Source organism: Thalassospira marina (assembly GCF_002844375.1).
In the GTDB taxonomy this organism is placed as follows: domain Bacteria; phylum Pseudomonadota; class Alphaproteobacteria; order Rhodospirillales; family Thalassospiraceae; genus Thalassospira; species Thalassospira marina.
In genome coordinates this window covers 1,015,132-1,041,731 of record NZ_CP024199.1, presented here as the reverse complement: position 1 = coordinate 1,041,731, position 26,600 = coordinate 1,015,132, and the positions used below count along the sequence as shown (strand labels likewise).

Sequence of the window (26,600 nt, the reverse complement as noted above, 5' to 3'; positions counted from 1 at the left end):
TCATTTGCCATATGATGCAAAAAGCAGGCATCGGGTGGCATAACAGCCCCGATGCCCGCTTCACGCCGACAGGTAAATCAGGCGGGCCCTGCCAAAATGCCGGTCCGCCTGGATACCTTAAAACGCGTAACGCGCAGCAACGCCAAAAGTCAGCGGTGCGCCCACATCCATCACCGTATCGCTTTGATTGTTGGTAATATAGCGCTCGTTAAACAGGTTTTTGACATAACCACTAAAGGTCGCATTTCCGATCGCATATTCGGCATTCAGGTTAACCAGCGCAACCGGGTCACTGTGGCGTTCGCCAACAATCTGATTGGACCCGTTGGTAATGAAGTTTGAAACGCTATCACCCTGATAAACAACATTGCCGCCAATCAGGAACCCGTTTTCAAACGTGTAATTCGCCCCGACCGATGCCTGGTATTTCGGCGCATACAGAAAATCATGGCCGCTATAATCAATGCCATCCGATACAAAGGAATCATATTTTGTATCGCTATAGGATGCACCGGCATTTACGGCCAATTGCGACGTCACCAGATATTCGGCCGACATTTCCATACCCGCCATCCGGCTGCTTGCCGCATTGGCGATCTGGCGGTTGCCACTGCCATCGCGGAAGGTCACCTGCTGGTCGGTCCAGTCGGTATAATAAAGGTTGGCATTGGTCCGCAAACGGCGGTTCAGCCAGTTACCACGCCACGCCAGTTCGTAGGTATCGGTAAATTCCGGGTCATAGGTTGTGTGCTGGGCAAGTGCGCGCAAATTCACACCGCCACTGCGATAGCCACGCTGCCAGGTCACGCCCACAAGCTGATCTTCGGTCAGATTATAGCTTAGGCCCACCTTCGGCAGTAACACATTGGAACTGATATTTTCATCCGCCGATGGATCGGTCGCCAAACCCAGCGTATCAAGCGTGTAATTGATCCGGGTGTGGTTTTCCTCGTAATCCCAGCGCAGGCCGGAAATCAGGGTCCAGTCCTCGACAAATTCCCAGTTTGCTTCGCCAAACAGGGCGTAATTGTTAATCTGCACCCGGCCCTGTTCATCCATAACCGGGGTGCCGCTAACGGCCAGCTGGTCGTCAATATCGCCGGTCGTGCGGCCCAGATAGGCGCCAAAGAACCCGGTTAGCTGGTCATAATCATAACCAAGCCGGACTTCCTGACTGGCAATGGTTTGTTCATGATGGCGCAAGGCCGCCTGTGTGCTGGTTGCAAGCCTGTCAAAATCAAGGACCGTATGATTTTCAACAAAGGTTGCCGAACTGATGCTGGTCAGCGTCCATTCATCATCCAGATACCAGTCCAGCTTGGCGCTTGCCGCGTTCTGATCGAGCTTGTGATAGGTTTCGGTGTTTTCATAAACATTGAAATAATCCGGAACACCACCTGTTGCCGAAACCGCGTTAAGGCCTGCACGCTGGCTGTTATGCGAAAATGTCAAAAGCAGATCGACATCATCAGACGGCAAAAACAGCAGTTTCCCGCGCACATTCGCCGAACGCAACGGATTGGCATCTTCACCCAGCGTCTGGTTGGTGATGTAACCATCTTCTGCCTGGTAATCCACGGCCAGTCGCCCGGCCAGCCGGTTATCCACCAGCGTCCCGTTGGCCAGCGCAGATGACCCGCGTTCACCAAATCGGCCGACATTTCCCTGCACGGCAAATTCGGGGGTAAATGTCGGGTCCTTGGTTTTAATGACAACCGCCCCGGCCAGCGAATTTCGGCCCTGGGTGGTTGATTGCGCCCCACGATAAACTTCGACCTGTTCCACATCCCACAGTGACAGCGGATTGGCCGTCAGCAGGCTGTTGCTTTGAACCGCGTCATCGACATAAACCGAAATGGCACCGTTCAAGGCTGCGGGCCCCTGCTCGTCAAACCCCTGAACGGGAATACCACGAATACCCCAGTTTTCGTTTCCTGACTGGGTATAAACGCCTGGCGTTGTGCCTAGAACATCCTGAAGGTTCCGCGCCCCTTCCTTGCGAATATCCTCGCTTGTGGTCACGGCAACGCTTGATAGGGTGCTGTCTTCGCTCCGGCTGATTTTTTCACCCGTAACAATCACTTCTTCAAGCTGGATTGTTTTTTGCGGCACTTCTTCATCCGCCAAAGCGGGCGTCATGCCCAATGCACTTGAAGCGACCGCTATTGCCAACGAGTTTTTACTTAAAACACGCATATCTACTTCCCATTCATATCCACGTTTTTTCAAGCTTCGCGGTAGAGAAGTCAGATGGTCCCACACCATTCCACTGCCTGCCCGACCCCAGAAACATCTGTCGGCGTCGAATAAGCATGGTCAATTGCAAATGACAATAGTTATTATTCGCGAAAAAATACGATCATATTCACACCATTCCGCCGGAAAATTCGGCCGTTTTCGGCTGAAACTCCAGCAATTCCGGGCTCAACCATGCCCAAGGCGGATGGATCGCAAATAGTTTTCCTGTGAACCCGGTGGCTGCCGGTGTAATCTAGGACACGCCTCGCACAGCACTTCTGGTTGATCAATAACTGGTGCATGAAGCATGTAATGCAGGCAGCAGTGCTTTCTTAGCGGGATTTGCGCACAAATGTCTGGCGCAGGTGAAACAACCATGCGCTGCTGGTCCCGCAATCTCAGTCGGCCATCCAAAACAATCGTATGATCAATCCATTGATAGGCAGCAAAATGCATATCCGGGTCCATGCCGCCGCTTAAACGATCAAACGCCCCATCCCAGACAGCAATCACATTGCCCCATAAAACCTTGGGCGATACACCACCCCACTGCGATAACGTCGCAAATAACGGTTCTAAATGACGGCTGACAACCTGCTGCCAATAATCGTCAACTGGCTGGGCGGGCAGAGCCCAAAAGCCGCCATCCATGCGCAGCGCTGCAGGCCTGGCCTCGTCATGTAACAGGGCAATTCCTGCTTCCCATACCGGTATTTCCCGGTTTCGGCCCAGGGTACCTGCCAATAAGGCCGGGAACAGCACACTCAGATAATTCATCGACCATTGCGATGCCACAGGCGGCCGCTTTACCGCAGGATAAGAACGGGCGAATTGCTCAAGCATCGGAAAAAGAACACCTTTATCTGCAAGCTTTACCAGCCCGACAGATGAAAAACCGCCTTCATCGGTGCGAATGATGTGTTTCAGCGGCGGCCATGCTTGGCGCAGCCAGTCAGGGAGTTCTATGATACGCGCCTTCAAATGAAAATGATAACGACAATGACTATCATTAACATTGATAGTAATGATGCCCCCCTATAAACTCAACAGGATTTATTTCCGCTAGCCGAGGCATCATGAAAACATTGCAGGGTTTCTGGCAACTTGCCCGCCCGTTCTGGACGTCTTCCGAAAAAATCCCTGCCCTCATGCTTCTTCTGGCAACCATTTTAATGAATCTCGGACTTGTCGGGGTCAATATCCTCAACAATTTCTGGAACCTGCATTTTTACAATGCCCTGCAAGCGCTCGATTACGACGCCTTCCTGATCGGCGGCATTGAATTCATTCTTTTGCAGGCAGCCCTTACCGGTTTCACCGTTGCCGCCTTTCATTTTCAGCAAAAACTGACCATCAAATGGATGCGCTGGGAAATAACAAACACCCTGCAGGACTGGCTGAAAAACCAGCGGTATCTGTTAATGCAGCTAAACGGCCCTGAAACTGATAACCCCGACCAGCGCGTTGCCGACGATATTGATATGTTCATTGTCATCTCGCTCAAACTTGGGCTGGGCGTCATGACGGCACTGGTTTCGCTTTTCTCGTTTCTCAATATCCTCTGGCAGGCCTCCAGCCTTGTTTCCCTCCCCATCGGGGCCGAAGGTCTGGTCATTCCGGGGCTGCTTGTCTGGATTGCGCTGCTTTATTCAATCGCGGGCACGGGGGGGGCATTCTGGCTTGGTCGCGCCCTGCCGCGATTGAATTTTCTGCAGCAGCGCCGAGAGGCCGACTTTCGCTTTTCCCTGATGCGCCTGCGTGAACATGCTGAATCTATTGCGCAATATCGTGGCGAAAAAGCTGAAATGCAAACGTTCACGACCCGGCTGGAAGCCGCACTGCAAAACTTCTGGCAGTTGGTGAAAAAGCAGAAAATCGTGCTCGGTTACTCCACATTTTACATGCGCACCGCAACCGTGATCCCAATGTTTATCATGGCACCCCAATTTTTTGCCGGGGTATTTCCGCTCGGTCGCCTTACCCAGATCAGCGCGGCCTTTGGTGAAGTTCACGAAGCCATGGCCTATCTGGTCAAGGCCTTCCCCCAAATTGCCGAATGGAAAGCGGTGATTGATCGCCTGACAGGTTTTCAGAACCGGCTGAATGCCATTTCATCCGATAACGGCGTTAAAATCCGGCATCAACCGCGATCCCTTGCGATCTCCAAACTCAATCTCTGGCTTCCCGACAGCGGCAAAACAATATTGCGCGATTTTTCAGTGAACATTGCCCCTGGCGAAAGTCTGCTTGTCCGTGCACCGTCCGGCTTTGGCAAATCAACAATGGTGCGAGCCATTTTCGGCCTTTGGCAACATGCATCGGGCAGTGCAGCATACGACACCGAAAACGCCCTTGTCCTTGCGCAAAAACCCTATTTCCCGCTTGGCAATCTGCGCGACATTCTGTGGTATCCACAAATCGCCAACCGCACAAAAGACGCCATGCTTGCCCATGCCCTGCAAAAATTTGGACTGGGCCATCTCACCTCCCAACTGGATCAGGAAACCGACTGGTCCAAAAAGCTCAGCATCGGTGAACAGCAACGCTGTGCCTTCGTTCGTGTCCTGCTGCACAAACCGCAAATCCTGTTTCTCGACGAAAGCACATCCGCCCTCGATGAAAAAAGCGAAACCCTGTGTTATCGCCTTCTGAAAGAAGAACTCCCCGAAACCATTCTGGTCAGCATCGGGCACCGCCCGTCACTGGATCGCTTTCATTCGCAAATCCTTGATCTCGACACGTCCAGTCCCTCTGCCACAGCCCCGCAGCAGGCACTTACAGTTTCAACCTGAAATAGCCCTGCATCAAATTTTCGCCATATTGATCCCGAAGGTAGGAACCCTGTCCTGACTGCCAATCCGACCTGGAAGGAACAATCATGGTCTCTGCATCGCGCCGGAGCTTAGCGGGCTGCGCCCTTTTGCTGACATTCACGCTGGCGGCAGCCGCCCCGGCATGGGCCGAAGATGATGCCTGCCCGCCTTTGATCCCGCCGCTTGATATGCAGAAACTGTTTACCGATACCACCATGACCGATGCCGAACGCCTGGCATTGATGCAGGAATCGTCCCGCGAAATCCGCAAGCCGGTCACATGGTCGGGCTGCCACATCGTGACCGACAAAATCGATATTTTCGACAAGGTCACCATCGCACCGGGCACCATCCTGAAATTCAAGGAAAATGCCGGGCTGGATATTCAAAATGGCGGGGCGCTGGATGCACAGGGCACCAGCGATCAGCCCGTCACCTTTACCGCCGATGATGAAACACCGGGTTACTGGTACGGGCTTTATTTCAGTTCCAACAGCAGCAAAAACCGGCTGATATACACCAATATTTCCTATGCCGGTGGCAATCAGAAGGGCACAAGCGGATCGGTCATGAAACGTGCCATTGGCGACCCGAAACCGCCAACCCGGGCCGTGATGGTCGATGAAGGCGCATCCCTTCGCATGGAAAACACCCATATCACCAACATTACCGGCTACGGGATCGAGGTTTTAGGTGCGCTGCGTGGTTTTAGTACCAATAAAATCGACCACACCGATATCCCGGCACGCCTGCAACCCGATGCCGTTGGCATGATCGACGCCAACAGCACCTTTAGCGACAGCACAAAAAACCAGATCGACCTTGTCGCCCTTGGCGCGCTTAACCACGATGCAAGCTGGGTGGATGCCGGTGTGCCCTATATCTGGCATTACAGCGAAACCATTGCTGCCAATCTTGAACTGCAACCCGGTGTCGAAATCCAGATGGGCAATGATGCCATGCTGAGCATCGATGATAACGCATCGCTTAAAGCCATTGGCACCGAAGACAAGCCCATCACCATTCACGGGGTCAGCACCACGCCCGGCTCCTGGAGCGGCATTGTCCTGAATTCCAAAAGTGATCAGAATATCTGGAAATATGTCCGCATCGCCGATGGCGGCGGCGATGGCTATTTCAAAGCCAATATCTATGACGGCGGCAATCTTGATATCAGCGATAGCTGGATCGAAAACAGCCCGCGCGCCGGCATCCGGGTTGATAAAAATTCCGGCATCCAGGGCCGTATCACCATGGCCGATATCCACTACAAGGACAACAAAACCGACTATCTGGAAACCAAATGACCAACTATAAATCAGTGCAGCAGCAATATTTCTTTCACATTGCTAATTGCTGCTGCCTAAATACGAACAGTTGTTAAAGTTTATAGGAGCTGTGCTGCAACAGGGGTGCCATTTTTAATTTTTACGATGAAACGCATGCCTTTCTCTGCTGCCTGAGCTGAATAGGTAATAGCTTCTATCGTCGAACGCACTTCATCTTTCATTTGCTGCATCGAGTCCATCAACACTTCATTCTCTCGCTTCAAACTCAATTTAATTTGGTTGACATCCCCCTTCCAAAACCCGCTTGCTTCATGAAATAATGCACGCAAAGTTTGATAAATTTCTGTCGATCCTGATATTTCGTCGATTGCGGCCAGGATGTCTTTTTGACGGTTCTTCAGGATAAAGCTTGAATCTGGGAATTTACTCAATAATTGCAGAGCACAAGCTCTCGCCCTCACACAAATCACGAGCTCTGAGTAAAGTGCGGTCAAGTCCTGTTGGTACGTCGAAATTTCGTTAATGCCATCGACGCCGGTCACTTTTTTAGGCTCAGCTTTTTTGATATCGTTTTCCAATTCACGAACGTCAGCCAAAATATGATACTGAACACGCAACATATCCAATTCGCTGCGTTCTATCTGCGAGAGGAAAGTTGAACTAGTTAGCCCATCAAAAACAGCAACAGCTAACTGCTCCAAATAATGAACTGTCCCAGAAACCAATGCTCTTCGTTCATTTTTTTGAAATGTGCGAATGTTATCGATCTCTTGCTTAATATCCGAGAGCTTTCGGCTAATATCAGCCAAATGCTTCTGAGCGAGCAAAGTTGATGCCAAAGTTATGATTGCAGTACTATTGACCAAAGTGGACAAAGTGTCCGCTTCAAACAATCTGGCATGCTCTTTAACTTTATTAGCCGAATCAACAACAAGTCCCCGAAACCCTCCGCCTGTGGCCTTAACCAATTGCCCGTTGGCTTCAACCAGCATATAATTGTGATTCTGCAACTCGAGAGTCGTGACCAGAGATGGAACCGCTAGCAGCAATTCATTGAACTTGGCAATTGCATCCTTATCACGAGAAAACCCCACAGACCTGTCTTGCGAATAGTTTTTTAAAGTCTTCAATGACAACAGCTCTTTTCCTGATTCCTCTTCAAGAATGAATTGCTTATCAAATTCAAATTTTTGAATTCTCGATGATCCCTGTAAAGAAGCAGATGATTTTCTGAAGTTTTGCTTGATATTTTCCGATTTCTCCAAATAACGGCGCCGCAAATATGCAATGTGCAACACACATGGAATAGTTACCTTAAAAGATGAACTCATAAGGCTCATACCAAGTGCAGCCCAGCCCGCTGGCCCTGAAATGAGGCTCGCGGTTAAAGCGGCCCCTCCAACACTTCCGATGACACCGGACACACCGGAATATCCTTCTAACGCCCCCTCTCTAACATCCTCTGCTATCGCTTTCTTTTCTTCTTCCGACATTGCCGCCCAACGTGGAGCTGCGAACAAATCCAACAAATTGGCTTCATTTTCAACAATTCTCCCTTCCTGACAGGGAACATCCAATTTTTTGCAAACGTCAAAAACTATCTCATCGTAACCTGGTCCTTGGCCGCGAAAAACGTTACTCAGTGAATTCCCTCCAAATAACCGAAGTTCATCACCTATCAGTTTATGGTATTTGGTATGGTCCGGACTGTACTTTTTATATTTCTCATCAGTTGATAGAAAGTTTGATACTTTCTTTAGGATGATCTGAACTATCGGATCCAAATCCTCTTTTGTACAAACACTTAACAGCGCGTACAAATCTCCACTTTCAACCCGATCAAATCTACTCATACTCCCCCCGAAAATTCACCGTGAAAAACTAAACGATGCGAAAAACTCACCACCAAAACAGCACTAAAAACTTAAAACGACAAGTCTAAAAATCTAAAAATCTAAAATCTTCACCCTCAAATAAAAACATTCACAACACAAAACAAAGAGCCATTCATAATTTAAACTTGCAAAGGCAACTAAACCCCTCACACTCAGAACAGCATAAAACGTGACGATATATCAGGCGAGGATTGCGGCCATGGCCGACCATGAATTTGAAATTATCGACACATCATTTGCCACCAGCGTTAAAACCAGCGCCCAGGTCGAACAGCTTTGGACCGGGGCGCGCTGGACCGAAGGACCGGCGTGGTTTCCGGCCCTGCGGTCGCTGGTTTTTTCCGATATCCCCAATGACCGGCTGATGTGCTGGAATGAAACAACCGGGGCCTGTGGTGTTTTGCGTGGCGGCCTTGGCCATTTCACCAATGGCAACACCATTGACCGGCAGGGCCGTTTGATCAGTTGTGAACATGGCCGCCGGTGCGTTACTCGTACCGAACATGATGGCCGACTGACCGTTCTGGTGGATCAGTTTCAGGGCAAACGCCTGAACAGCCCCAATGATGTGGTGGTTAAATCCGACGGCACCATATGGTTTACGGATCCCTGTTATGGCATTGATTCCAATTACGAAGGGTTCAAGGCCGACCGCGAACAGGATGGCGACCACGTTTATTGCCTGGACCCCAAAACCGGCAAAACCCGCATTGTCGCAAGCGATTTCAAACGCCCCAACGGCCTTGCCTTTTCGCCCGATGAAACCCGCCTTTACATTGCCGATACCGGCGCATCGCATTATCCAACCAATGAACGCCATATTCGCGTTTTTGACGTAAAGGAAAATGGCGGCCTTTCAGGCGGTGAAGTGTTTGCCCAATGCAGCAATGGCCTGTTTGATGGTTTCCGCCTTGATGAACAGGGGCGTATCTGGTCATCGGCGGCTGATGGCGTGCACTGCCTTAATCAGGACGGGGCATTGATTGGCAAAATATTGCTGCCCGAACGGGTATCAAATGTCTGTTTTGGCGGGGCGCGCCATAACCGGCTGTTTATTACCGCTACCACATCGCTATATGCGGTGTTGCTGCCAACCACAGGTGCAAAAACTTTCTGATACATCCATCAGGCGACAAACACCCAGCGGGCACATCCTGAAACGGGGGCCAGTAAGTTTTGACAGCCTCCAGAAAACGTTATATCCCAAATCCTTATTATCGCGAATTTGGAATATTGCCGTGCGCGCCAACCGGGCCTCATCAGCATCCGATCTGCGGGTCACCATTACAACGGTGGTCGCCTGCATTTTGCTGATCAATACGGTTCTGTTCGGCTTCATGCACGCCCCGCTGGCCGCCCGCGCCGATGCCAGTGGCGATGGCTATATTCCGCTTCTTATCTGTACATCAAACGGTATTCAGGCCATTCGCCTGCCCACTGATCCGACCGATGGCAAGGCCACGACGGAATCTTCGGGCCGCTATGACAGTTACGAAGCCTATCAATGTGCGCTGTGCGGCATTGGCATGCATGCCATGGCCCCCACCGCGACACTGGAAATTCCCGAAATTCACCGTATCCTGCTTTCCAATGCGGTAACCGCCCTTCACATTACGGCGCATTCGCCCGAATTTTATCCCCATGCGGGCCCTGCCCGTGCGCCACCGCTGTCCTTTGTGGCATAATCAACCGCGATCCACGCCGGAATAATCCGGGGTTAGCCGGGATTAGCCGGGATTAGTTGGGCTTAGCTGGGTTCCTTTGGAATCTATAGGGATATTACAGGATCAATCAGGCAATGAATGCCCGGTAACGCCTGCACCATCATCCGTAACGGGTTTGGGCAGCGGGTTCTGGTGCATCATGCGGGCCTGTTTCAACCGGGATAGCATCCTGTTTGATAGGGTTGTGGCAACAATGAAACGCCATTTCCCCGCCTGCCCTGCTGTTTCGAAACATCCCCGGCTGCCCCAAGCAGGTGTCGCTTAATTGCCGTTGACCGTGTTTTTCATGGCGGTTTGGCAATGCGTGCGGCCCTGTGAAACCGGGTTTCCCCATGGCGTGGGATCGCGCCTGCATCATGATTTCCATGATGCGCGCACTGGCATATTTGCCCCTAAACCGTTGCATGGTTCGTTGTCCTGCATGTGTTTCGTGGCAATCACCGTGCCCTGTCTGTCGGTTGGTTATGCTGCCCTGTCGCCTTTCCCTGCAACGCCCGCCTTTAACACATGGCGCGCTGTGGCCCTGAACTGTTTCACCGGCTTTGTCCGGTGTGGGCTGCGCACCTGTTGCAGGTTTTCGCATTTCATATCCATTGGCACTGCCGTCATGCCCGATGGCATTGGCAGGCGTGCCTGGCACAGGGGACAACCATGCCAAATTCATCATCAAAAGCCACCGAGCGCCAGAACGGCGCAAACGGGGCGAAGGGGACAAACGGGTTTTATCGCGCGGTCTGGCGCTGGCATTTTTATGCCGGGCTGTTTGTGCTGCCCTTTATTGTTTTGCTGGCCATTACCGGCGGGGCCTATCTGTTTCGCGATGAAATCGACAATTTCGTTTATGCCGATTTAAAACAGGTCACGCCCACGGCTGAAACGCCACTGCCCTATAGCGCGCAAATCACCAATGCGCTGGCCCTGCAGGATGGCAAGGTTGTTAAACTGACCACGCCGATTTCCCCCACCGCCAGCACCGAAGTCACCATTGCGGATGCCAGCGGTGCCCGCCATGCGGTTTATGTAAACCCCTATACGGGGCAGGCGCTGGGTGAACTGGGTGATCGCGATACCATCATGTGGACCATTCGCCGCCTGCACAGCCTGGCGGAATTTGGCACCTTCACCAATGCATTGATCGAAATTGTCGGGGGCTGGACCATTCTTCTGGTGGCAACGGGCATTTATCTGTGGTGGCCCAAACGGACCGATGGTTCGTCCCGCCTGGCCATTCGCGGCAAACCGGCCAATCGCCGCTGGTGGCGCGACAGCCACGCCATCGTCGGGCTGTTTGCCGGTTTCTTTATTGTTTTTCTTGCCACAACCGGTATGCCCTGGTCGGTTTTCTGGGGCAAATATGCCAACCAGTTCGCCAATGGCACCCCAACGGGCTATCCGTCCGGTGTGCGCGTTGATGTACCGCTATCAACCATCCCCATGATTGATGCGTTTGGACAAACCGGCTGGACCACCGAAAACGCCCCCCTGCCCCAATCCGTCGATACCGCTGCCCAGGCCATTGGCATTGATGCCGCCACATCGACCTTCAATGCGCTGGGCATGGTGCCGGGCTATGCGGTGAGCATGCCATCGGGCGAGCGCGGTGTTTACAGCGCATCGGTTTATCCCGACGACCTGTCGCTTCAGCATGTCATCCATCTTGATCAATATTCGGGTAAACCGCTGATCGATATGACCTATGCCGATTACGGCCCGCTGGGCAAGGCAATGGAATGGGGGATCAATGTGCATATGGGCCAGGAATTTGGCCTGGCGAACCAGCTTTTCATGCTCGCCATTTGTGCATCCCTGATTTTCATGGCGGTTTCGGCCGGTGTGATGTGGTGGAAACGCCGCCCCAGCGGCCAGATGGGTGTTCCGCCCCTGCCGCGTGACATGCGCAAGGTTTACGGCGTTACCGCCATTCTGGCGGTTGGTGGCATCATTTTCCCGCTGGTGGGCCTGTCCATGATCATCATTCTGGCACTTGATATGTTGCTGGTTGTTCGTCCGCGTCTGCAGCTTCGCAACGCCTGATCATTGTTTGGGCGCACGGCCCTGTCGTGCGCCTTTCCCGCAAACAAAAGGATCCGGCCATGAACACGGACGACGCCCTGCGCCAAATCCTGCCTTATGCCGATGACAAAGCCCAAACCCTGCCTGCCAGCCACATTTTGGAACCGGCACAGGAAACCCTGAACCATGCCTATCTGTTAAAGGACGGGCTGGTGCTTCAGGGGTATTACAACCGTAATGGGGAACGCGAAATCTGCCGTGTTTATCGCCCCGGCGATATTATCGGCCTTGAAGCGCTTGATGCCGTGTCATCGCCCACCAGCCCACCGCTGATCAGCGAAACGTTGGCCGAAAGCCGGCTTTTGCGTATTCCGCTGTTTCGCCTGCGCCAGCAGCAATCCATCAGCCTGCAGGTGGCACGCGCCATTTCGCATTTGCTGGGCCGCGAAGTTATCGCCAGCCATTACTGGAAAATCAATATCGGCACCGGCACGGCCATTCGCCGCATTTGCCGGTTTTTATTGTGGGTGGCCTATCGCGACCATTGCATTGTCCCGCCGCGTGACAAACTGGGCAGCATCGTTTCGGTTACCACCGAAACCGCCAGCCGCACCATTGCCAGCCTGCGCCGACAGGGGTGCCTGACCCCGCCCGAAAACCCGCATCGCATTCAAATGCGTATCAACCGGCAGGAACTGCTTCATCATGCTGGCGAATTCTGGGATGACCGCGCTGCGTAAAACCCTTTGTCCTTAAACACAAAAAAGGCGGCCCGTTTGCCGCCTTTCGCATTTTCTATGGCGCTTAAAGCCCTTGCCCCGGTTTTAATGCGTGGTCATGCCCGGCACCAGGCCCGCGCCAATCTGTTTTTGCAATAATGCTTCCATTTCCGGGGCAGGCAGAGGTTTGCTAAAGAAAAAGCCCTGCAATTCATCCACACCTTCGGCCCGGATACGGTCCAACTGCTTTTCGGTTTCGATGCCCTCGACATTAACCGACATGCCAAAGGACCGCGCCATAAAGACGACGGCGCGCACAATGGCCGAATTACCATCTTCCTGATCCAGATCGATGATGAATGACCGGTCAATCTTCAGTTTATCCACCGGGAAGCGTTTCAGGTAGGCCAGCGACGAATAACCGGTGCCGAAATCGTCAATCGCGATACGAATGCCCTGATTGCGCAACATGCCCAGCGTGATGGCCGCTTCGCGCGGGTTATCCATCATTGCCCCTTCGGTTACTTCAAACTGCAACTGGTGCGGGTCCAGCCCCGTTTTTTGCAGGGCATCGCCGACACTTTCGATCAAGTCTTCATGGCGGGCCAGTTCAAGCGGTGAAAGATTAACCGAAATCAGAAGCTTGCCCAGCCCGGCATTATTCCATTCGCGGGTTTGCAAACAGGCATTGTTCAGCACCCATTTGCCCACTTCGGCAATGATGCCCATGCGTTCGGCAACGGGAATAAAATCAACCGGGCTGACCAGCCCGCGTGACGGATGGAACCAGCGCACCAGCGCCTCCATCCCGACAATGCGGTGATCCTTCACATCAATGATCGGCTGGTAAAACAGTTCGAATTCATTATTGGCAATCGCACGCGACAGGTCGCGTTCCAGGGCTTTGCGTTCCTGCACTTCAAGCTGCAATCGCGTTTCAAAGAAATGATACCGGTTGCGCCCTTCGGCCTTGGAACAATAAAGCGCCAGATCGACATTGCGCAGCAGGTCCTTCTCATCGCGTCCATCCTTGGGATAAACGCAAATCCCCACCGATGTCGAAACCAGCACTTCATTGCCTTCCAGCATGAAACGCTCGCTCACGCGCTCAATCAGGCGCTGTGCGACCAGGGCTATTTCCTCTGGTGAACCGGGGTCATGTAGCAAAACTGCAAATTCATCGCCGCCCAGGCGTGCCACTACATCCTCGTTGCGCAGACGAACGCGCATCCGTTCGCCCACACCCTGCAACAGCAAATCACCAATCGGGTGGCCCAGCGTGTCGTTGATGTCCTTGAAATTATCAAGGTCAAACAGCATCAGGACAAAACTGCTATGTTCGCGTTTGCCCCGCGCAACAGCGGCAGCCAGCCGTTCCTGAAACAGCGTGCGGTTTGGCAGGCCCGTTAACCCGTCATGATGGGCCAGAAACTGGATGCGTGCTTCCGAACGTTTACGATCGGTAATATCAGTGATCGACCCTTCGATCAGAACCGGCACACCACGATCATCGCGCACCAGGCGGGCATTTTCCTCGATCCAGATGATCTTGCCATCACCCCGGCGCAGTTCGGCTTCAAAACCCTGGACATATCCATCGCGCAACAGGCGCCCGGTAAATTGCAGGCGCGTGCCCGGTTGCAGGTAAAACCCGTCGCGAACCGCCTTTTCTTTCAAAACAAGGTCGCGTTCATCGCGATAACCCATGATCGAAACAAAGGCCGGGTTGGCCGACAGTAACGGCCCCAATGGCTTTGCCTGATATAGCCCTTCGGCCGAGTTTTCAAAAATGCCGCGATATTTTTCTTCGGCCAGACGCAGGGCGCGTTCAACCGCGGTTTTCTCGGTTACATCCTGACCGATGCAAATTACACCGGCGACATTGCCATTTTCGGCAAAATGGGCGCGCACGTTCCATTGCAGAAGCCGGATTTCGCCATCCTTGCGGCAAATCGAAACCACTTCGTCCTTGATGATTTCACCGGCGATCATGCGGTTGATACGCTGGGCAACCGCGCGTCTTTCGCGTTCTACCACCAGCAGATCAAAAAAGTTGCGGCCCGCAGCCTCCATCCACGAATAGCCAAATGTCCATTCGCTTTCGCGGTTATATTCCAGAATACGCCCTTCGGTATCGAGGAACATGATCACGCTGCCTGCCGTCTGTACCAGCGCACGGTAACGTTCCTGACGGCGGCGCAGGTCATGTTCGGCCTGGCGGTTTTTGGTCACGTCAATCAGGGTAATGCTGTAACCCAGCAAAATGCCGCCTTCGCCATGAATGACGGTGGCATTCATGCGCACCCAAACCTGGCTGCCATCGTGCCGGCGCATTTCAATTTCGCGGCCACTAAAGCCGTTGCCGCGACGCAAATGCTGGCGCAGGTCAACCAGGTCATCATCGCGGGCATAAAAACTTTCGGGATTGGCAAGATAGGCGCGCTTGACCGCACCTGCATTGTCATAGCCAAACAGCGATGCCACCGCATCGCTTACCGATGTCATTCGCCCGTCCGGTGCCAGGTCGACAATCCCCTGCACCGCATGTTCCAATGCCCGGCGATAACTTTCTTCGCGGGTGCAATCACGCCCGAACAGCGCAATTCCGCAATTATCAACCAGAAATGTCCGTCGCCACTGGAATATGCGCTGCCCGTAATGCACGGAACGCAGATGTTCGCCTTCTTCGGGCGGGCCGCTCAGGGGACGCTGGCCATTGGGTGTTGCCAGTGCCGCCACATTGGGCAATCCCACCTCTAGCGCAATCAGTTCGGCCGCCGCATTGCCATGGCGAAATTCGCCCTGCTGGCCCAATACCAGTACCGGCAAAGGCGAAATCATCAAACCCGATGAAACAAGCCGGTCTTCCTGGGTCAGCATCACAACCCGGATCAGATTTCCGCCATCAGCAGGCAGCCACCAGCCCAGAAAATAGCTATGGTCGCGCTCGGCCACGGGCAGGACAAATGTCTCGCCCTGGGGTTCCACCCGATCGCTGCATGCGCGCGCCTGGTCAATAATACCGGAAATACGAACACAATCGCCAATTGGCAGCCACTGGGTATTGTCGCTCACGGGCACGTCAAACACGCCGGCCCATGCTGCATTCACCAGCATTTCTTGCCGGTCAGGAGCAATGACTGCCGCTGGCACTCGGTCACAGGCAATCAGGGCCGCGACTGTCGAAGCGGCGTCAGTTGAAATATTGGCTCCCATTTACCCAGCTATGTTCATCGGTTTTTGTTATAGCTGCGCGAACATAGCTTTTCACAAACACCCTGCAAAGGGCTTTTTGCATTACTGGGCAATTCCCCGCATTCCTCATACTTTCACATTTACTTATTTTAGAAATTTCTTATCAATACAGCCGATAAGCGCAGTTTTACGCCATTTTTCGCGCCAATCCCGAAAATCCCTTTGGCAACAAAACTGTAAAAATCCGCCATGTGCAAAATTTTCATCGCGTGGCCCCCTTAAACAGTTGCGGGCAACCGGCTGGCGTTCTACCCTGAAAAAGCGATCAGGCTTCACGCCGATTGGCAGGCACGCCCTTGTCAAACCCGGAATATCGAGGAGAACAACGGTGATTTCCCATCAGGACGCTTTGATCTACACGATGGTTATGGTCTCGGCTGCAGACAATGACATCACCGATGCCGAACTTTCCGCAATGGCACGACGGGTGCGTTATCTTCCCATTTTCGCCGGTTTCGACAGCGAACGCCTGACCGAGGTCACGCGTGACTGTGCCGCACGGCTGGCCGAAGATGATGGCCTTGATAACACCCTGATTCTGATCCGCGATGCCCTGCCCAAAAAGCTGCGTGAAACGGCCTATGTTTTTGCCTGTGAAATCGTCCTGTCGGATGGTGAAATCAGCCAGGAAGAATTACGCATTCTCGAACTGATCCGTCACCGTCTGGATATCGACCGCCTGGTTGGCGCTGCTATTGAACGGGCCATGGCCGCCCGTTATCTGCGCCCCGCCGATGTCTGATGGCAATTTTCATTGCCGCAGGAAACCACGGATTTCGACGCTGATTTGCCACATTAAACCGTAAGCTGGCAGCATCTTTTTCCAACGCATATGCCGGGCCCGGTGGCGGGTCCGGTTTCTTTGCGCCGGGCTGCTGTGAATTTCATGTGCCGTGTTTTACGCGGCATACCGTCATTGCTAACGACTGCACGACAAAGGGAAACGACCGTCATGACTGCACTGGCAGGCGAAAACATAGCCTTCATCGGACTGGGGCTTATGGGGCGCCATATGGCGCTTAATCTGGAAAAGGCAGGTGCGAAGCTGACTGTCACCACCCGCAACCCCGAAACGCTGAACATGTTCGAGGATCTGGGGGTTGAAACCGCGCCCACCCCGGCCGATGCCGTTGCCAATGCCGATATCGTCATTATCTGCGTGGCCGATACCGAAGCGGTTGAAAATGTGCTGATGGGTGAAGACGGCGTTCTTGATGGCCTGGAAGAAGACACCATCGTCATTGATATGGGCACCACCGCCGTTGATGCGACCCGCCGCTTTGCCGATGCCGTCGAGGATGCGGGCGGTGAATGGCTTGATGCCCCTGTATCAGGCGGCACGCTGGGCGCGCAAAATGGCAGCCTGTCGATCATGGTGGGCGGGGAAGCCGATATTTTCCAGCGTGTGGACCGTATTTTCAAGGTGCTGGGCAACCGTGTTACCCATGTCGGACAGGCCGGTGCCGGGCAAATCGCCAAGGCCGCCAACCAGATGATTGTCGGCATCACCATTGCTGCCGTGGCGGAATCCTTTTCCATGGCCGAAGAAGCCGGGGTTGATATTGCCAAACTGCGCGATGCCCTGACGGGCGGCTTTGCCGATTCCACCGTTTTGCAGCAGCATGGCAAACGCATGATCGAACGCAATTTTGAACCGGGCGGCAAGGCCACCACCCAGCGCAAAGACCTTTATCAGGCGCTTGAATTTTCCGAAAGCGAACTGGGCCTTGAACTGCCCATGACCCGTCTTTCAATGGAACTTTACGAAGAACTGATCGATATGGGCGAAGGCCATCTGGACCATTCCGCCCTGATCCGCGTTTACGAGGAAGACTAGGCCAAAGGCCGGTCACCCAGGCAACTAATGCCCTTTGCACCCCCGGCCCTTGCCGGGGGTTTGTGTTTGCCCCCATATAACAAAGGGCACTGTTAAAGGCGGCTTTCACCGCTATTTGACTTTACCCTGTTGGCAGGCATGTTAAACCACCGGCCAACACCCCGTTTCACCCTGCAGGATGATAAAATACCCGCCATGTCAGATTCAGATCTCGAAGCCCGCATCATTGAACTTGAAACCCGCCTGTCGCACTTTGATATCGCGATGAATGACATGTCGATGATGATCAAACAGCAGTGGGACCGGATTGATATTCTTGAACGGCGTAATCATCTGCTTAGTGAAGATATAAAACGCATGAATTCATTCATAACGACCGCCCCCGAAGATGACGTGCCGCCGCCCCATTATTGATCAGGGGCAAAGCGGGCACTGAATGCCCCTGTTTTTCGCTGATACGAGAAAGCCGTGCCCAATTCATATCTTGCCATTCCGACCTTTAGCGACTTTGCCAATATCCTTGATCCCGGCAGTTATCACCCCCTGCCCGATAACTGGTATGTTGGGATTGCCGATATCGTCGCCTCGACCGAGGCGATTGCACAGGGGCGCTATAAGGAAGTCAATATGGCGGGGGCTGCGGTCATTGCAGCGGTCAGCAATGTTTTGGGGCATTCGGCCTATCCGTTCATGTTTGGTGGCGATGGGGCCAGCTTTGCCTGCGCGCCCGAACAGATGGATGAAATTCGCGTTGCCATGGCGGCCACCCGGCGCTGGACCCGCGAAAATCTGGGGCTTGAATTGCGTGTCGCCCTGTTTGAAATGGCTGAAATCCGCGCTGCCGGGCGCGATGTTCGTGTGGCGCGCTATGCCGTTTCCGATGCCGTCAGCTATGCCATGTTTAATGGGCGCGGCATTCAGTGGGCCGAAAACCAGATGAAAACCCACAATGACCACCATGTTGATTCCGCCCCGCCCGGCACCCAGCCGGACCTTACCGGGCTGTCCTGCCGCTGGTCACCCATTGCGGCTTCTGAAAATGGCTCGATCGTTTCGCTGATCGTTCTGCCGATGGAAGATCGCGATGCATTTGATGCCGCAGTCCGCGATATCCTGTTTCTGCTTGATGAAGATCCGCGCCATGCCCATCCCGTGGGCGAAAACGGCCCGCTTTTTCGCTTTCCCCCCGAAGGACTGAACCTTGAAGCCCGCGCGAACCGGCCCAAGGATGGCTCGCTTTTCGGGGCACGCGCCAAGGTGTTTCTGACGGCGGCCCTTGCCTTTGTGCTTGATAAAACCGGCTGGAAACTGGGCACCTTTGATCCGGCGCATTATCGCCGCTATACCGCGCTAAACACCGATTATCGCAAATTCGGCGACGCCCTTTTCATGACGGTCAGTTGCAGCGCAGCGCAACTGGTACAATTGCGCGAAATCCTGACGCGAAACGAAGCCAGCGGTCATATCCAATTTGGCCTGCATCAGCAAAAAACCGCGATCATGACCTGCATTGTCCCCTCGGCCGTGCATGACGCGCATTTCCATTTTCTGGATGGCGGCGAAGGGGGCTATACCGCCGCAGCCGCCGCCTACAAAGCCAAGCGCAAGGCGCAGGGCGATACGGCATAACGCAGCGCGTATTCCTAAGGCTTTTTGCCTTTGATCAGGTACTTGCATTAACGCCACACCAACAACCCATTACCAAATTTAATCATATTGCGAACACCGATCAGTTTGCTGCATCATTGCCCATGACTGCCGGTTTTACGGATAAACGGAGTAGGTAATGGATACCCGCGAATTACAAACCCTGATCGCCGTTGCCGAGGAACAGTCCTTTCACGGGGCGGCCAGCCGCCTGGGGCTAACCCAACCCGCTGTTACCCGCCGTGTCCAGCGCCTTGAAACCCGCACTGGCTGCGCCCTTTTTGACCGCACCGTGAAACCATTGCGCCCGACCCCCGCCGGGCAGCGCGCCCTGGCCGAGGCCCGCGACCTGTTGCGCCGTCTTGCCGGTTTTACCGAAATCGTCAAAACCGGCACATCGCCCCAAGGCCCGGTTAAAATTGGCGTCTCACACGGGGTTGCGCCCCTGGTTACGGCCGAAACCATCCGCCAGCTTCATGTCGGCTTCCCCAAAAGCCAGCTTAGCCTGCGATCGGGTTGGGCCAGCGAAATGCTGCCGCTTTTGCGTCGGGGCGAAATTGATGCATTATTATCGCTAGACGACCCGCAAACCGGCATTGGCGGCGTTGCCAGCACCGATTTCCCCAAATCCATTCAGGTTGATGCCCTGTTTGATGACAGGATCATTCCGATTGGCCCCGCCAACGACCCGAACCCGCCCCAAAGCATTGCCGAACTGGCCCAGCGCCCCATCGTGCTGCTGCCCGAAGGCTGTTCCTTTCGCGCCATGGGCAATTTGCTGGCACAGCGCCAGGGCGTTGCCTTTCATTCCATCCTCGAAGTTTCCGCCCTTGATTTGCAAATTGAAATGGTCGCGGCCGGAGTTGGTTATGGCATCACGGCGGAACGCTATTGCAAGCTCAGCCGTTCCGCCCCGGACCTTGCCCTTCTGGATATTGCCGATGCAAGCTGGCCGATGAAGGTGGTGATGGTGCGCCGGGTCACCAGCCCCGATATCCATACCGTGCTTGATTGCTTTGCCAATATCGTTGCCTGTTCGGCCACCGGCAAACCGGCCATCATAAATGATGCACAAAAGTAATCGACCACATGAACCCAATGAATTGGACGCATGAAAATTTGCTTGGCATAGTGCCCGACATATCCAAATCATTCCAATAAACGAGGCACCATGTCCCCTTCCATCAAAACAGCCAAATGGTTCCCCTGGCTGGTCCTGCTTAGCGGCGGGCTGGTTCTGGCGGTCAATCTGGGCATTCGTCCTGCCCTTGGGCTTTTTATTCCCGACATGCTAACCGCAACCGGCTGGAGCGCCTCTGTATTTGGCCTTGCCTTTGCCATTCAAAACCTGCTGTGGGGGATTTCCGCGCCCATCGCGGGTGCCCTGGCCGATCGTTTCGGCACCACCCGCACCCTCATTGGCGGCACGGTTTTTTATGCCCTGGGCCTGTATCTGATGGGTCAGTCATCCTCGCCCGCTGCCCTTTATGCAACGGCGGGCCTTATGATTGGTATTGGTGTTGGGGCCTCAAGCTTTGCCGTGGTGCTTGCCGCCATCAGCCGGGTTTTCCCGCCCCATCGCCGCAGCTTTGTTCTTGGCCTTGCCAGTGCGGGTGGGTCGCTGGGCCAGTTTGTGATGGCCCCTACAACCCAGGCCCTGAATTCCGGGCTGGGATATGTTGGCGCGCTTGCCATGATCGCCCTGATCAGCCTGATCATTATGCCCGCTGCCTTCGCCCTGACCGGCCGTGCCGACCACAGTGCTGGTGGTGCAACCGCGGCGGTTGACCTTGGCCCGACCAGCCTGATTGATGCCTTTCACGAGGCGCGCAAACATCGTGGTTTCCTGCTTTTGAATGCCGGTTTCTTTGTGTGTGGCTTTCATATCGCGGTTATCGCCACCCACCTGCCAACCTTTACCCAGCTTTGCGGGCTTCCGGCATCGGTTGCGTCCAGCGGGCTTGCCATTATTGGCCTGTTTAACATTGTCGGTACGCTGGCGGCGGGCTGGTTTGGCGGGCGCTGGCGCAAAAAATGGGGACTGTCGCTGATTTACGGCACCCGCGCGCTGGTGATCTTCATTTTCCTGATCTCGCCCAAAACCGCCGAAACCATCTGGCTGTTCTCGGCCCTGATGGGTGCACTCTGGCTTTCGACCGTACCGCTTACCAGCGGCATCGTCGCCCAGGTTTTCGGCCCGCGCTATATGGCAACCCTGTTTGGCCTGGTGATGCTCAGCCATCAGATCGGGGCGTTTTTCGGCGCCTGGCTTGGCGGCCTGCTTTATGACATGACCGGCAGTTTCGATGCCGTCTGGATCATGTCCATCGCCCTTGGCATTTTCGCAGCCCTTGTACACCTGCCCATCAACGACACTGCCCTTCGCAGCGAACATGGCGCAACCAGCAAGGCATAATGCCAACCTGAAACTTTAAAGCCCTGCCCAACAGAACCTTTTTCACCGGACGGCGTTTACCCCAAACGCCGTCCGTTTACGTATCTGAACCCTCTTTTCGTTTTCCGATCTTTGCGATAAAAACCCGGGCATGGACAAACCGATATATATCACCCCCGAAGGCCTTGATGCCCTGCGCAACGAACTGGACCACCTTTGGAAAAAGGAACGGCCCGAAACCGTTGCTGTTGTGTCATGGGCGGCTGGCAATGGTGATCGCAGTGAAAATGGCGATTACATTTACGGCAAAAAACGCCTGCGTGAAATTGACCGCCGGGTGCGCTATTTGCGCAAACGCATCGAGGATGCCGTTGTTGTCCGATCCGAAGACCAGCCCGATCATTCCCGTATCTTTTTTGGTGCCGAAGTCACCTATGTAAATGCGCGGGATGAAGAAAAAACCATTCGCATCGTTGGCGAGGACGAAGCCGAAAGCCTGAAGGGCAAAATAAGCTGGGTATCACCGGTCGCACGCGGGCTGATGAAATGCCAGGTCGGAGACGTTGTTACGCTTAAGACCCCGGCGGGCGAGGATGAGCTGGAAGTTCTGGCAATCCGCTATCCGTAACCGGTTTTAAAGCTGCCATGTCATTAAGCGGGCTGAGGTGAGACGGGGCAGGACTGGAATGCCTAATCCGCCCAATCCCGGCTATCTTGGCCGTTTATCGCAATTTCATAACCATCCGGGTCGCGTACGAAAAACTGCCCTTTGGCGTCATCAATCGCCATTATCGGCTCTGGTCCATATCCCTGCCCGGCCAGCGCATCATAAAGGGTGCGCAAATCATCGCATTCCAGAAACCACACCATGCCACTAAAAGACGGGCGCATTTTGCGTTCTTCGTGCGATACGCCCCCATGGGCGGCCAGCATCAGGCGAACGGGTTCAGGCGTTTCTGGCTGTGCGTTGCCATCATTATTCCCTGTCTTTTCGCTGGCACTTTCCAGCATCGCCCAAACCGGCTCTTCGCTGGTTTCATCGACGGTTTGTGCCACCACCCTGAAACCAAGGCAGCGATAAAAGGCGATGCTTTGTTTTAAACTGGCAACGCTTAATAACGGGGTCGCGGCAAGGGGCATGTATTCGCCTGACGGGTTTGTGAAACACAACTTTTATGCTGCCAGAAAATAGCGGGCAAAACCATGGCGGTTCGCATTCTCTTGCCATTTCCGGGCAACCAACATCCGCCCCAGATCAAGCATGATAATGACTTATCATGCCCGGCGATCACCATCACACGGCAAATCCTTTTGCGCCGGAAAGCAGGTTTAAACAACCGCCCCCACCAGCCGGCCAATCAGGGCAGTGGCCACCATCGCCACAACACCCCAAAACACCACGCGGGTGATGGCGCGTACCTTGGGCGCCCCGCCAATATGGGCACCAAAGCCCCCCAAAATCGCCAGTGCCAGCAATGCAGCCGCCCCAACAGCCGGGATCATGGCATTTACCGGCGCCCATAAAACGGCCAACAGCGGCAACGCCGCCCCCAATGCAAACATCAGTGCCGAAGTCGCCGCCGCCTGCAGGGGCTGTGCGATATTGACGGGCGACAAGCCCAGTTCATCGCGGGCATGGGCAGCAATGCCGTCCTTTGCCATCATCTGCCGGGCAACATCCATGGCAAGTTTCGCTTCAAGGCCCCGGCTTTGATAAATGCCCGCAAGTTCGATCAGCTCACCTTCCGGGTCAATTTCGTGTTCATGGCGTTCACGGGCCAGATCGGCCTTTTCGGTATCGGCCTGCGAACTGACCGATACATATTCCCCCGCTGCCATCGACATGGCACCGGCCATCAACCCGGCAATACCCGCCAGCAGCACATCGCCCCGCGCAGGGTTGGCGGCCGCAACCCCCACCACCAGACTGGCGATTGAAACGATGCCATCATTGGCCCCCATGATTGCCGCGCGTAACCAGCCCACCCGCTCGACCAGATGTTTTTCTTTCACGCGCTGCTTCATGCTTTTTGCACCATTTGTTATTCAAATATGTATCAGCTTGAAATCAAATTTGTATCAGCACCACATCACAGTGCCCGGCGGGCAGGCATATGCAATGCCCCACCGCAAATTACGCCATCACCGAAACCTTGCATCTGCGCAATCTCAAACCGGGTTAATGATTGGGCCGTTTCACCCGCCTTGTTGGTTCGGCCTGCAAGGGGTCGTCGGGCCAGTAATGTTTGGGGTAACGCCCTTTCATTTCCGCCTTTACCTGCGCATAGGACCCTTGCCAGAACCCGACCAGATCGGATGTTACCTGCAACGGGCGTTGAGCGGGGGAAAGCAAATGCAATGTGACAGCCACTTTACCGTTGGCGATTTTCGGCGTTTCGGTTGCGCCAAACATTTCCTGCAGGCGCACCGGCAAGGCAGGGCCTTCGGGCCGGTAATCAATACGGATGTGGGACCCGGTCGGTACGGTCCAATGGCTGGGGGCCAGTTTGGCAATTTGCTGTTGCTGGTTCCAGTCGATGGTGGAAACCAGTGCTTCGCTTAAATTTACCTGCCGCAACTGGGTTTTGCGCACAATGCCGGAAAGATAGGGCATCAGCCAGTCTTCAAGGTGGTCCAGCAACCCGGCATCGCTCATATCCGGCCAGGTTTCCGGCTCCTGGCCGTGCAAGAAGGCAAGGCGGGCGCGCAGATGTTCGCTTTCCTTGTCCCAGGGCAGGCAGGACAGGCCCATTTTGCGAATACCGTCCGTCATCGCCTGGGCCAGTTTGTCGGGCGCGACGGCGTCATGGACCGGTTTTTCTTCCAGTACCAGGGCCCCAATTCGCCTTTGGAACCGGGCCACCACCATATCGTTCTGGGTGTCCCAGAAAACCTCGGTCCCGGTGGTGATCTGGCTGGCAAAAAATTCTTCCAGCGTGGCCTGCGACAGGGGGGCTGCCAGATAAATTTTTGCCTCGCGCGATTGGCCGTCAAGCTCTGCCACGGCAAGCCATTGTTCATTTGCCAGCCGGTCTTCACGCGGTAAAACACCGCCGCGCCCGCCTGACAGGCGATAGCGGGCCTCGCCCCCGCGCCGACGTTCGCCAATGCGGTCCGGGTAGGCAAAGGCAACCAGCAACCCGGCCTGATCGGCAAAATCGGGCTGTTTGGGCTGGTCCCCATTGCCGCGCCCGCCACCAAAGGCCAGTTCCTTTGCTGCTTGTGCCAAACGGCGGGAAAGCTGGCGTTTGGCCTCCATCATCATGCCCGGTGCGCGACCACGCTCCATTGCCTCCAACCGCTGGCGCAGATCCGCCCCGGCATTGCGCATAAAATCCCGGTCCGACAACAGGGCTGCCAGCGCACAGGCCGCATCGGCCAGCCCCAATTCCTGCCCGCGCACCATCATATGTGCCAAACGCGGATGCACCGGCAGGCTTGCCATCGCCTGCCCCATCGCCGTGATGCGCCCGGCATCATCCAATGCCTCCAACCGGCGCAACACATCACGGGCCTGATCAATTTTGGCTGCATCGGGCACATCAAGCCAGGGCAGGCTGGTTACATCGGCAACACCCCAGCGCGCCAGTTCCAGGGTTAGCGGGGCCAAATCGGCCTCGGCAATTTCGGGCGCACTAAATTGCGGGCGGGCGCGATGTTCGGCCTCGCCCCACAGGCGGTAACAAATCCCCGGTTCCAATCGCCCGGCGCGACCACGCCGCTGTTCGGCGCTGGCCTGGGATGATTTTACCGTTACCAGCCGCGTCATGCCCGATGCCGGGTCAAACCTTGGCAGGCGTTGCAACCCGCAATCCACCACCACGCGAATGCCATCAATCGTCAGGCTGGTTTCGGCAATCGCGGTGGCCAGCACCACCTTGCGAAAACCATCGGGGGCGGGTTGAATGGCAAGATCCTGGGCCTTGGCATCCATCGCGCCATAAAGCGGGGCGATAATGACGCGGTCCTCTGCCGATAAGGCCGATTTTAACAGCCCCTCGACCCGCGTAATTTCGCCCTGCCCCGGCAAAAAGGCCAGGATTGAGCCCTTCTGGTTTGCCAGCGCATCGCGAATGGCGGCCACCATTGCCGGTTCAATCCGTTCCTGCGGTTTGGGGGGCATATAGGTGGTTTCAACCGGATAGGCGCGGCCTTCGCTGGTAATGACCGGGCAATTGCCCATCAGCCCGGCGATTGGTTCGCCATCCAGCGTTGCCGACATGACCAGAAGGCGCAAATCATCGCGCAAGGCCGCCTGACTTTCCAGTGCCAGGGCCAGCCCCAGATCGGCATCAAGTGATCGTTCGTGAAATTCGTCAAATATCAGGGCGGCAATGCCGGTTAATTCGGGGTCATCCTGAATCTGGCGGACCAGAATACCTTCTGTCACCACCTCGATCCGGGTTTGGGCGGAGACGCGGTTTTCAAACCGCACGCGATAGCCCACGGTTTCGCCCACCTTTTCGCCCAGCAATTGCGCCATGCGCCGGGCACTGGCGCGTGCCGCCAGGCGGCGGGGTTCGAGCATCACGATTTTACGGCCTGCCAGCCAGTTTTCACCCAGCAGGGCCAGGGGCACCATCGTTGTTTTACCCGCACCGGGCGGGGCCTGCAAAACCGCGTTGGTGCCGCCATCAAGTGCGGCTTTTACATCGGCCAGAACGGCATTGATCGGCAAACTGGGAAAATCGGAACGCATAAAACCCCGTAACATACCGGTAAATCAGGCTGTGCGAGTTATTGGCTATTCCACGCCACATGACAAGCCCCCGGAC

20 protein-coding genes are annotated in these 26,600 nt (G+C 54.7%); 13 read left to right on the top strand and 7 right to left on the bottom strand.

The window, feature by feature from the left end; all coding sequences use genetic code 11:
- Window positions 1–117 precede the first annotated feature (117 nt).
- Complete coding sequence (locus CSC3H3_RS04600; RefSeq protein WP_101284011.1) at window positions 118–2,196, bottom strand: TonB-dependent receptor; 2,079 nt, start codon at window positions 2,194–2,196, stop codon at window positions 118–120.
- 228 nt (window positions 2,197–2,424) lie between these two features.
- Window positions 2,425–3,219, bottom strand: coding sequence for a siderophore-iron reductase FhuF (gene fhuF, locus CSC3H3_RS04595; protein WP_245881271.1), 795 nt, complete (start codon window positions 3,217–3,219; stop codon window positions 2,425–2,427).
- Window positions 3,220–3,314: 95 nt separating this feature from the next.
- Between fhuF and CSC3H3_RS04590 the strand changes: the two genes are divergently transcribed.
- Both CSC3H3_RS04590 and CSC3H3_RS04585 read left to right on the top strand, forming a co-directional pair.
- Window positions 3,315–5,030, top strand: a complete 1,716-nt coding sequence (locus CSC3H3_RS04590) for an ABC transporter ATP-binding protein/permease (protein ID WP_101284009.1) — start codon at window positions 3,315–3,317, stop codon at window positions 5,028–5,030.
- Window positions 5,031–5,116: 86 nt separating this feature from the next.
- Window positions 5,117–6,358, top strand: a complete 1,242-nt coding sequence (locus CSC3H3_RS04585) for a hypothetical protein (protein WP_101284007.1) — start codon at window positions 5,117–5,119, stop codon at window positions 6,356–6,358.
- 80 nt (window positions 6,359–6,438) lie between these two features.
- Here CSC3H3_RS04585 and CSC3H3_RS04580 read toward each other — a convergent pair whose 3' ends face one another.
- Window positions 6,439–8,193 (bottom strand): YaaW family protein, encoded by a 1,755-nt coding sequence (locus CSC3H3_RS04580; protein ID WP_101284005.1) that lies wholly within the window; start codon window positions 8,191–8,193, stop codon window positions 6,439–6,441.
- A 241-nt stretch (window positions 8,194–8,434) separates the two neighbouring features.
- Here CSC3H3_RS04580 and CSC3H3_RS04575 point away from each other — a divergent pair, with 241 nt between their 5' ends.
- The 4 genes from CSC3H3_RS04575 to CSC3H3_RS04560 all read left to right on the top strand — a co-directional run bounded on the left by CSC3H3_RS04575 (window position 8,435) and on the right by CSC3H3_RS04560 (window position 12,712).
- Window positions 8,435–9,352 carry an SMP-30/gluconolactonase/LRE family protein gene (locus tag CSC3H3_RS04575; RefSeq protein ID WP_101284003.1) on the top strand — a complete coding sequence of 306 codons (918 nt, stop codon included), beginning with the start codon at window positions 8,435–8,437 and terminating at the stop codon, window positions 9,350–9,352.
- Window positions 9,353–9,473: 121 nt separating this feature from the next.
- Entirely contained in the window at window positions 9,474–9,920 is a 447-nt protein-coding gene (locus CSC3H3_RS04570; RefSeq protein ID WP_245881270.1) for a DUF2946 family protein, read from the top strand.
- 690 nt (window positions 9,921–10,610) lie between these two features.
- Entirely contained in the window at window positions 10,611–11,993 is a 1,383-nt protein-coding gene (locus CSC3H3_RS04565; RefSeq protein WP_101284001.1) for a PepSY-associated TM helix domain-containing protein, read from the top strand.
- A gap of 59 nt (window positions 11,994–12,052) precedes the next feature.
- Window positions 12,053–12,712, top strand: a complete 660-nt coding sequence (locus CSC3H3_RS04560) for a Crp/Fnr family transcriptional regulator (protein WP_101263990.1) — start codon at window positions 12,053–12,055, stop codon at window positions 12,710–12,712.
- A gap of 84 nt (window positions 12,713–12,796) precedes the next feature.
- Here CSC3H3_RS04560 and CSC3H3_RS04555 read toward each other — a convergent pair whose 3' ends face one another.
- Entirely contained in the window at window positions 12,797–15,808 is a 3,012-nt protein-coding gene (locus CSC3H3_RS04555; RefSeq protein ID WP_245881369.1) for a sensor domain-containing protein, read from the bottom strand.
- A 466-nt stretch (window positions 15,809–16,274) separates the two neighbouring features.
- On the opposite strand from CSC3H3_RS04555, the gene CSC3H3_RS04550 reads away from it, so the two are divergent.
- From CSC3H3_RS04550 to greB, 7 genes are all read left to right on the top strand, one after another.
- A complete protein-coding gene (locus tag CSC3H3_RS04550) occupies window positions 16,275–16,688 on the top strand; it encodes a tellurite resistance TerB family protein (protein ID WP_101263988.1) in 414 nt (137 codons plus the stop codon).
- Window positions 16,689–16,832: 144 nt separating this feature from the next.
- On the top strand, window positions 16,833–17,783 hold the full coding sequence (locus tag CSC3H3_RS04545; protein ID WP_101286094.1) for an NAD(P)-dependent oxidoreductase: 951 nt from the start codon (window positions 16,833–16,835) through the stop codon (window positions 17,781–17,783).
- Between the two features lie 195 nt (window positions 17,784–17,978).
- On the top strand, window positions 17,979–18,197 hold the full coding sequence (locus tag CSC3H3_RS04540; RefSeq protein WP_101286093.1) for a SlyX family protein: 219 nt from the start codon (window positions 17,979–17,981) through the stop codon (window positions 18,195–18,197).
- 54 nt (window positions 18,198–18,251) lie between these two features.
- Complete coding sequence (locus tag CSC3H3_RS04535) at window positions 18,252–19,412, top strand: DUF3095 domain-containing protein (RefSeq protein ID WP_101283997.1); 1,161 nt, start codon at window positions 18,252–18,254, stop codon at window positions 19,410–19,412.
- A gap of 157 nt (window positions 19,413–19,569) precedes the next feature.
- Complete coding sequence (locus tag CSC3H3_RS04530) at window positions 19,570–20,511, top strand: LysR family transcriptional regulator (RefSeq protein WP_101283995.1); 942 nt, start codon at window positions 19,570–19,572, stop codon at window positions 20,509–20,511.
- A gap of 90 nt (window positions 20,512–20,601) precedes the next feature.
- A complete protein-coding gene (locus CSC3H3_RS04525) occupies window positions 20,602–21,846 on the top strand; it encodes an MFS transporter (RefSeq protein ID WP_101263984.1) in 1,245 nt (414 codons plus the stop codon).
- A 130-nt stretch (window positions 21,847–21,976) separates the two neighbouring features.
- Window positions 21,977–22,453, top strand: coding sequence for a transcription elongation factor GreB (gene greB, locus CSC3H3_RS04520; protein WP_101283993.1), 477 nt, complete (start codon window positions 21,977–21,979; stop codon window positions 22,451–22,453).
- 62 nt (window positions 22,454–22,515) lie between these two features.
- Here greB and CSC3H3_RS04515 read toward each other — a convergent pair whose 3' ends face one another.
- From CSC3H3_RS04515 to hrpB, 3 genes are all read right to left on the bottom strand, one after another.
- Window positions 22,516–22,965: a VOC family protein gene (locus CSC3H3_RS04515; protein ID WP_101283991.1), complete on the bottom strand. Its 450-nt coding sequence runs from the start codon at window positions 22,963–22,965 to the stop codon at window positions 22,516–22,518.
- Between the two features lie 189 nt (window positions 22,966–23,154).
- Window positions 23,155–23,838, bottom strand: coding sequence for a VIT1/CCC1 transporter family protein (locus CSC3H3_RS04510; RefSeq protein WP_425444972.1), 684 nt, complete (start codon window positions 23,836–23,838; stop codon window positions 23,155–23,157).
- Between the two features lie 166 nt (window positions 23,839–24,004).
- Window positions 24,005–26,524: an ATP-dependent helicase HrpB gene (hrpB, locus tag CSC3H3_RS04505; protein WP_101283987.1), complete on the bottom strand. Its 2,520-nt coding sequence runs from the start codon at window positions 26,522–26,524 to the stop codon at window positions 24,005–24,007.
- Between the last annotated feature and the right edge of the window lie 76 nt (window positions 26,525–26,600).

Bases quoted from the DNA above. Each gene is read 5' to 3' on its own strand.
- CSC3H3_RS04585 (WP_101284007.1), top strand. From the start codon at position 5,117: ATGGTCTCTGCATCGCGCCGGAGCTTAGCGGGCTGCGCCCTTTTGCTG.
- CSC3H3_RS04530 (WP_101283995.1), top strand. From the start codon at position 19,570: ATGGATACCCGCGAATTACAAACCCTGATCGCCGTTGCCGAGGAACAG.
- CSC3H3_RS04560 (WP_101263990.1), top strand. From the start codon at position 12,053: ATGAACACGGACGACGCCCTGCGCCAAATCCTGCCTTATGCCGATGAC.
- CSC3H3_RS04590 (WP_101284009.1), top strand. From the start codon at position 3,315: ATGAAAACATTGCAGGGTTTCTGGCAACTTGCCCGCCCGTTCTGGACG.
- CSC3H3_RS04575 (WP_101284003.1), top strand. From the start codon at position 8,435: ATGGCCGACCATGAATTTGAAATTATCGACACATCATTTGCCACCAGC.
- CSC3H3_RS04565 (WP_101284001.1), top strand. From the start codon at position 10,611: ATGCCAAATTCATCATCAAAAGCCACCGAGCGCCAGAACGGCGCAAAC.
- hrpB (WP_101283987.1), bottom strand. From the start codon at position 26,524: ATGCGTTCCGATTTTCCCAGTTTGCCGATCAATGCCGTTCTGGCCGAT.
- CSC3H3_RS04580 (WP_101284005.1), bottom strand. From the start codon at position 8,193: ATGAGTAGATTTGATCGGGTTGAAAGTGGAGATTTGTACGCGCTGTTA.
- CSC3H3_RS04600 (WP_101284011.1), bottom strand. From the start codon at position 2,196: ATGCGTGTTTTAAGTAAAAACTCGTTGGCAATAGCGGTCGCTTCAAGT.
- CSC3H3_RS04540 (WP_101286093.1), top strand. From the start codon at position 17,979: ATGTCAGATTCAGATCTCGAAGCCCGCATCATTGAACTTGAAACCCGC.
- CSC3H3_RS04525 (WP_101263984.1), top strand. From the start codon at position 20,602: ATGTCCCCTTCCATCAAAACAGCCAAATGGTTCCCCTGGCTGGTCCTG.
- CSC3H3_RS04545 (WP_101286094.1), top strand. From the start codon at position 16,833: ATGTGCCGTGTTTTACGCGGCATACCGTCATTGCTAACGACTGCACGA.
- CSC3H3_RS04555 (WP_245881369.1), bottom strand. From the start codon at position 15,808: ATGCTGGTGAATGCAGCATGGGCCGGCGTGTTTGACGTGCCCGTGAGC.
- greB (WP_101283993.1), top strand. From the start codon at position 21,977: ATGGACAAACCGATATATATCACCCCCGAAGGCCTTGATGCCCTGCGC.
- CSC3H3_RS04515 (WP_101283991.1), bottom strand. From the start codon at position 22,965: ATGCCCCTTGCCGCGACCCCGTTATTAAGCGTTGCCAGTTTAAAACAA.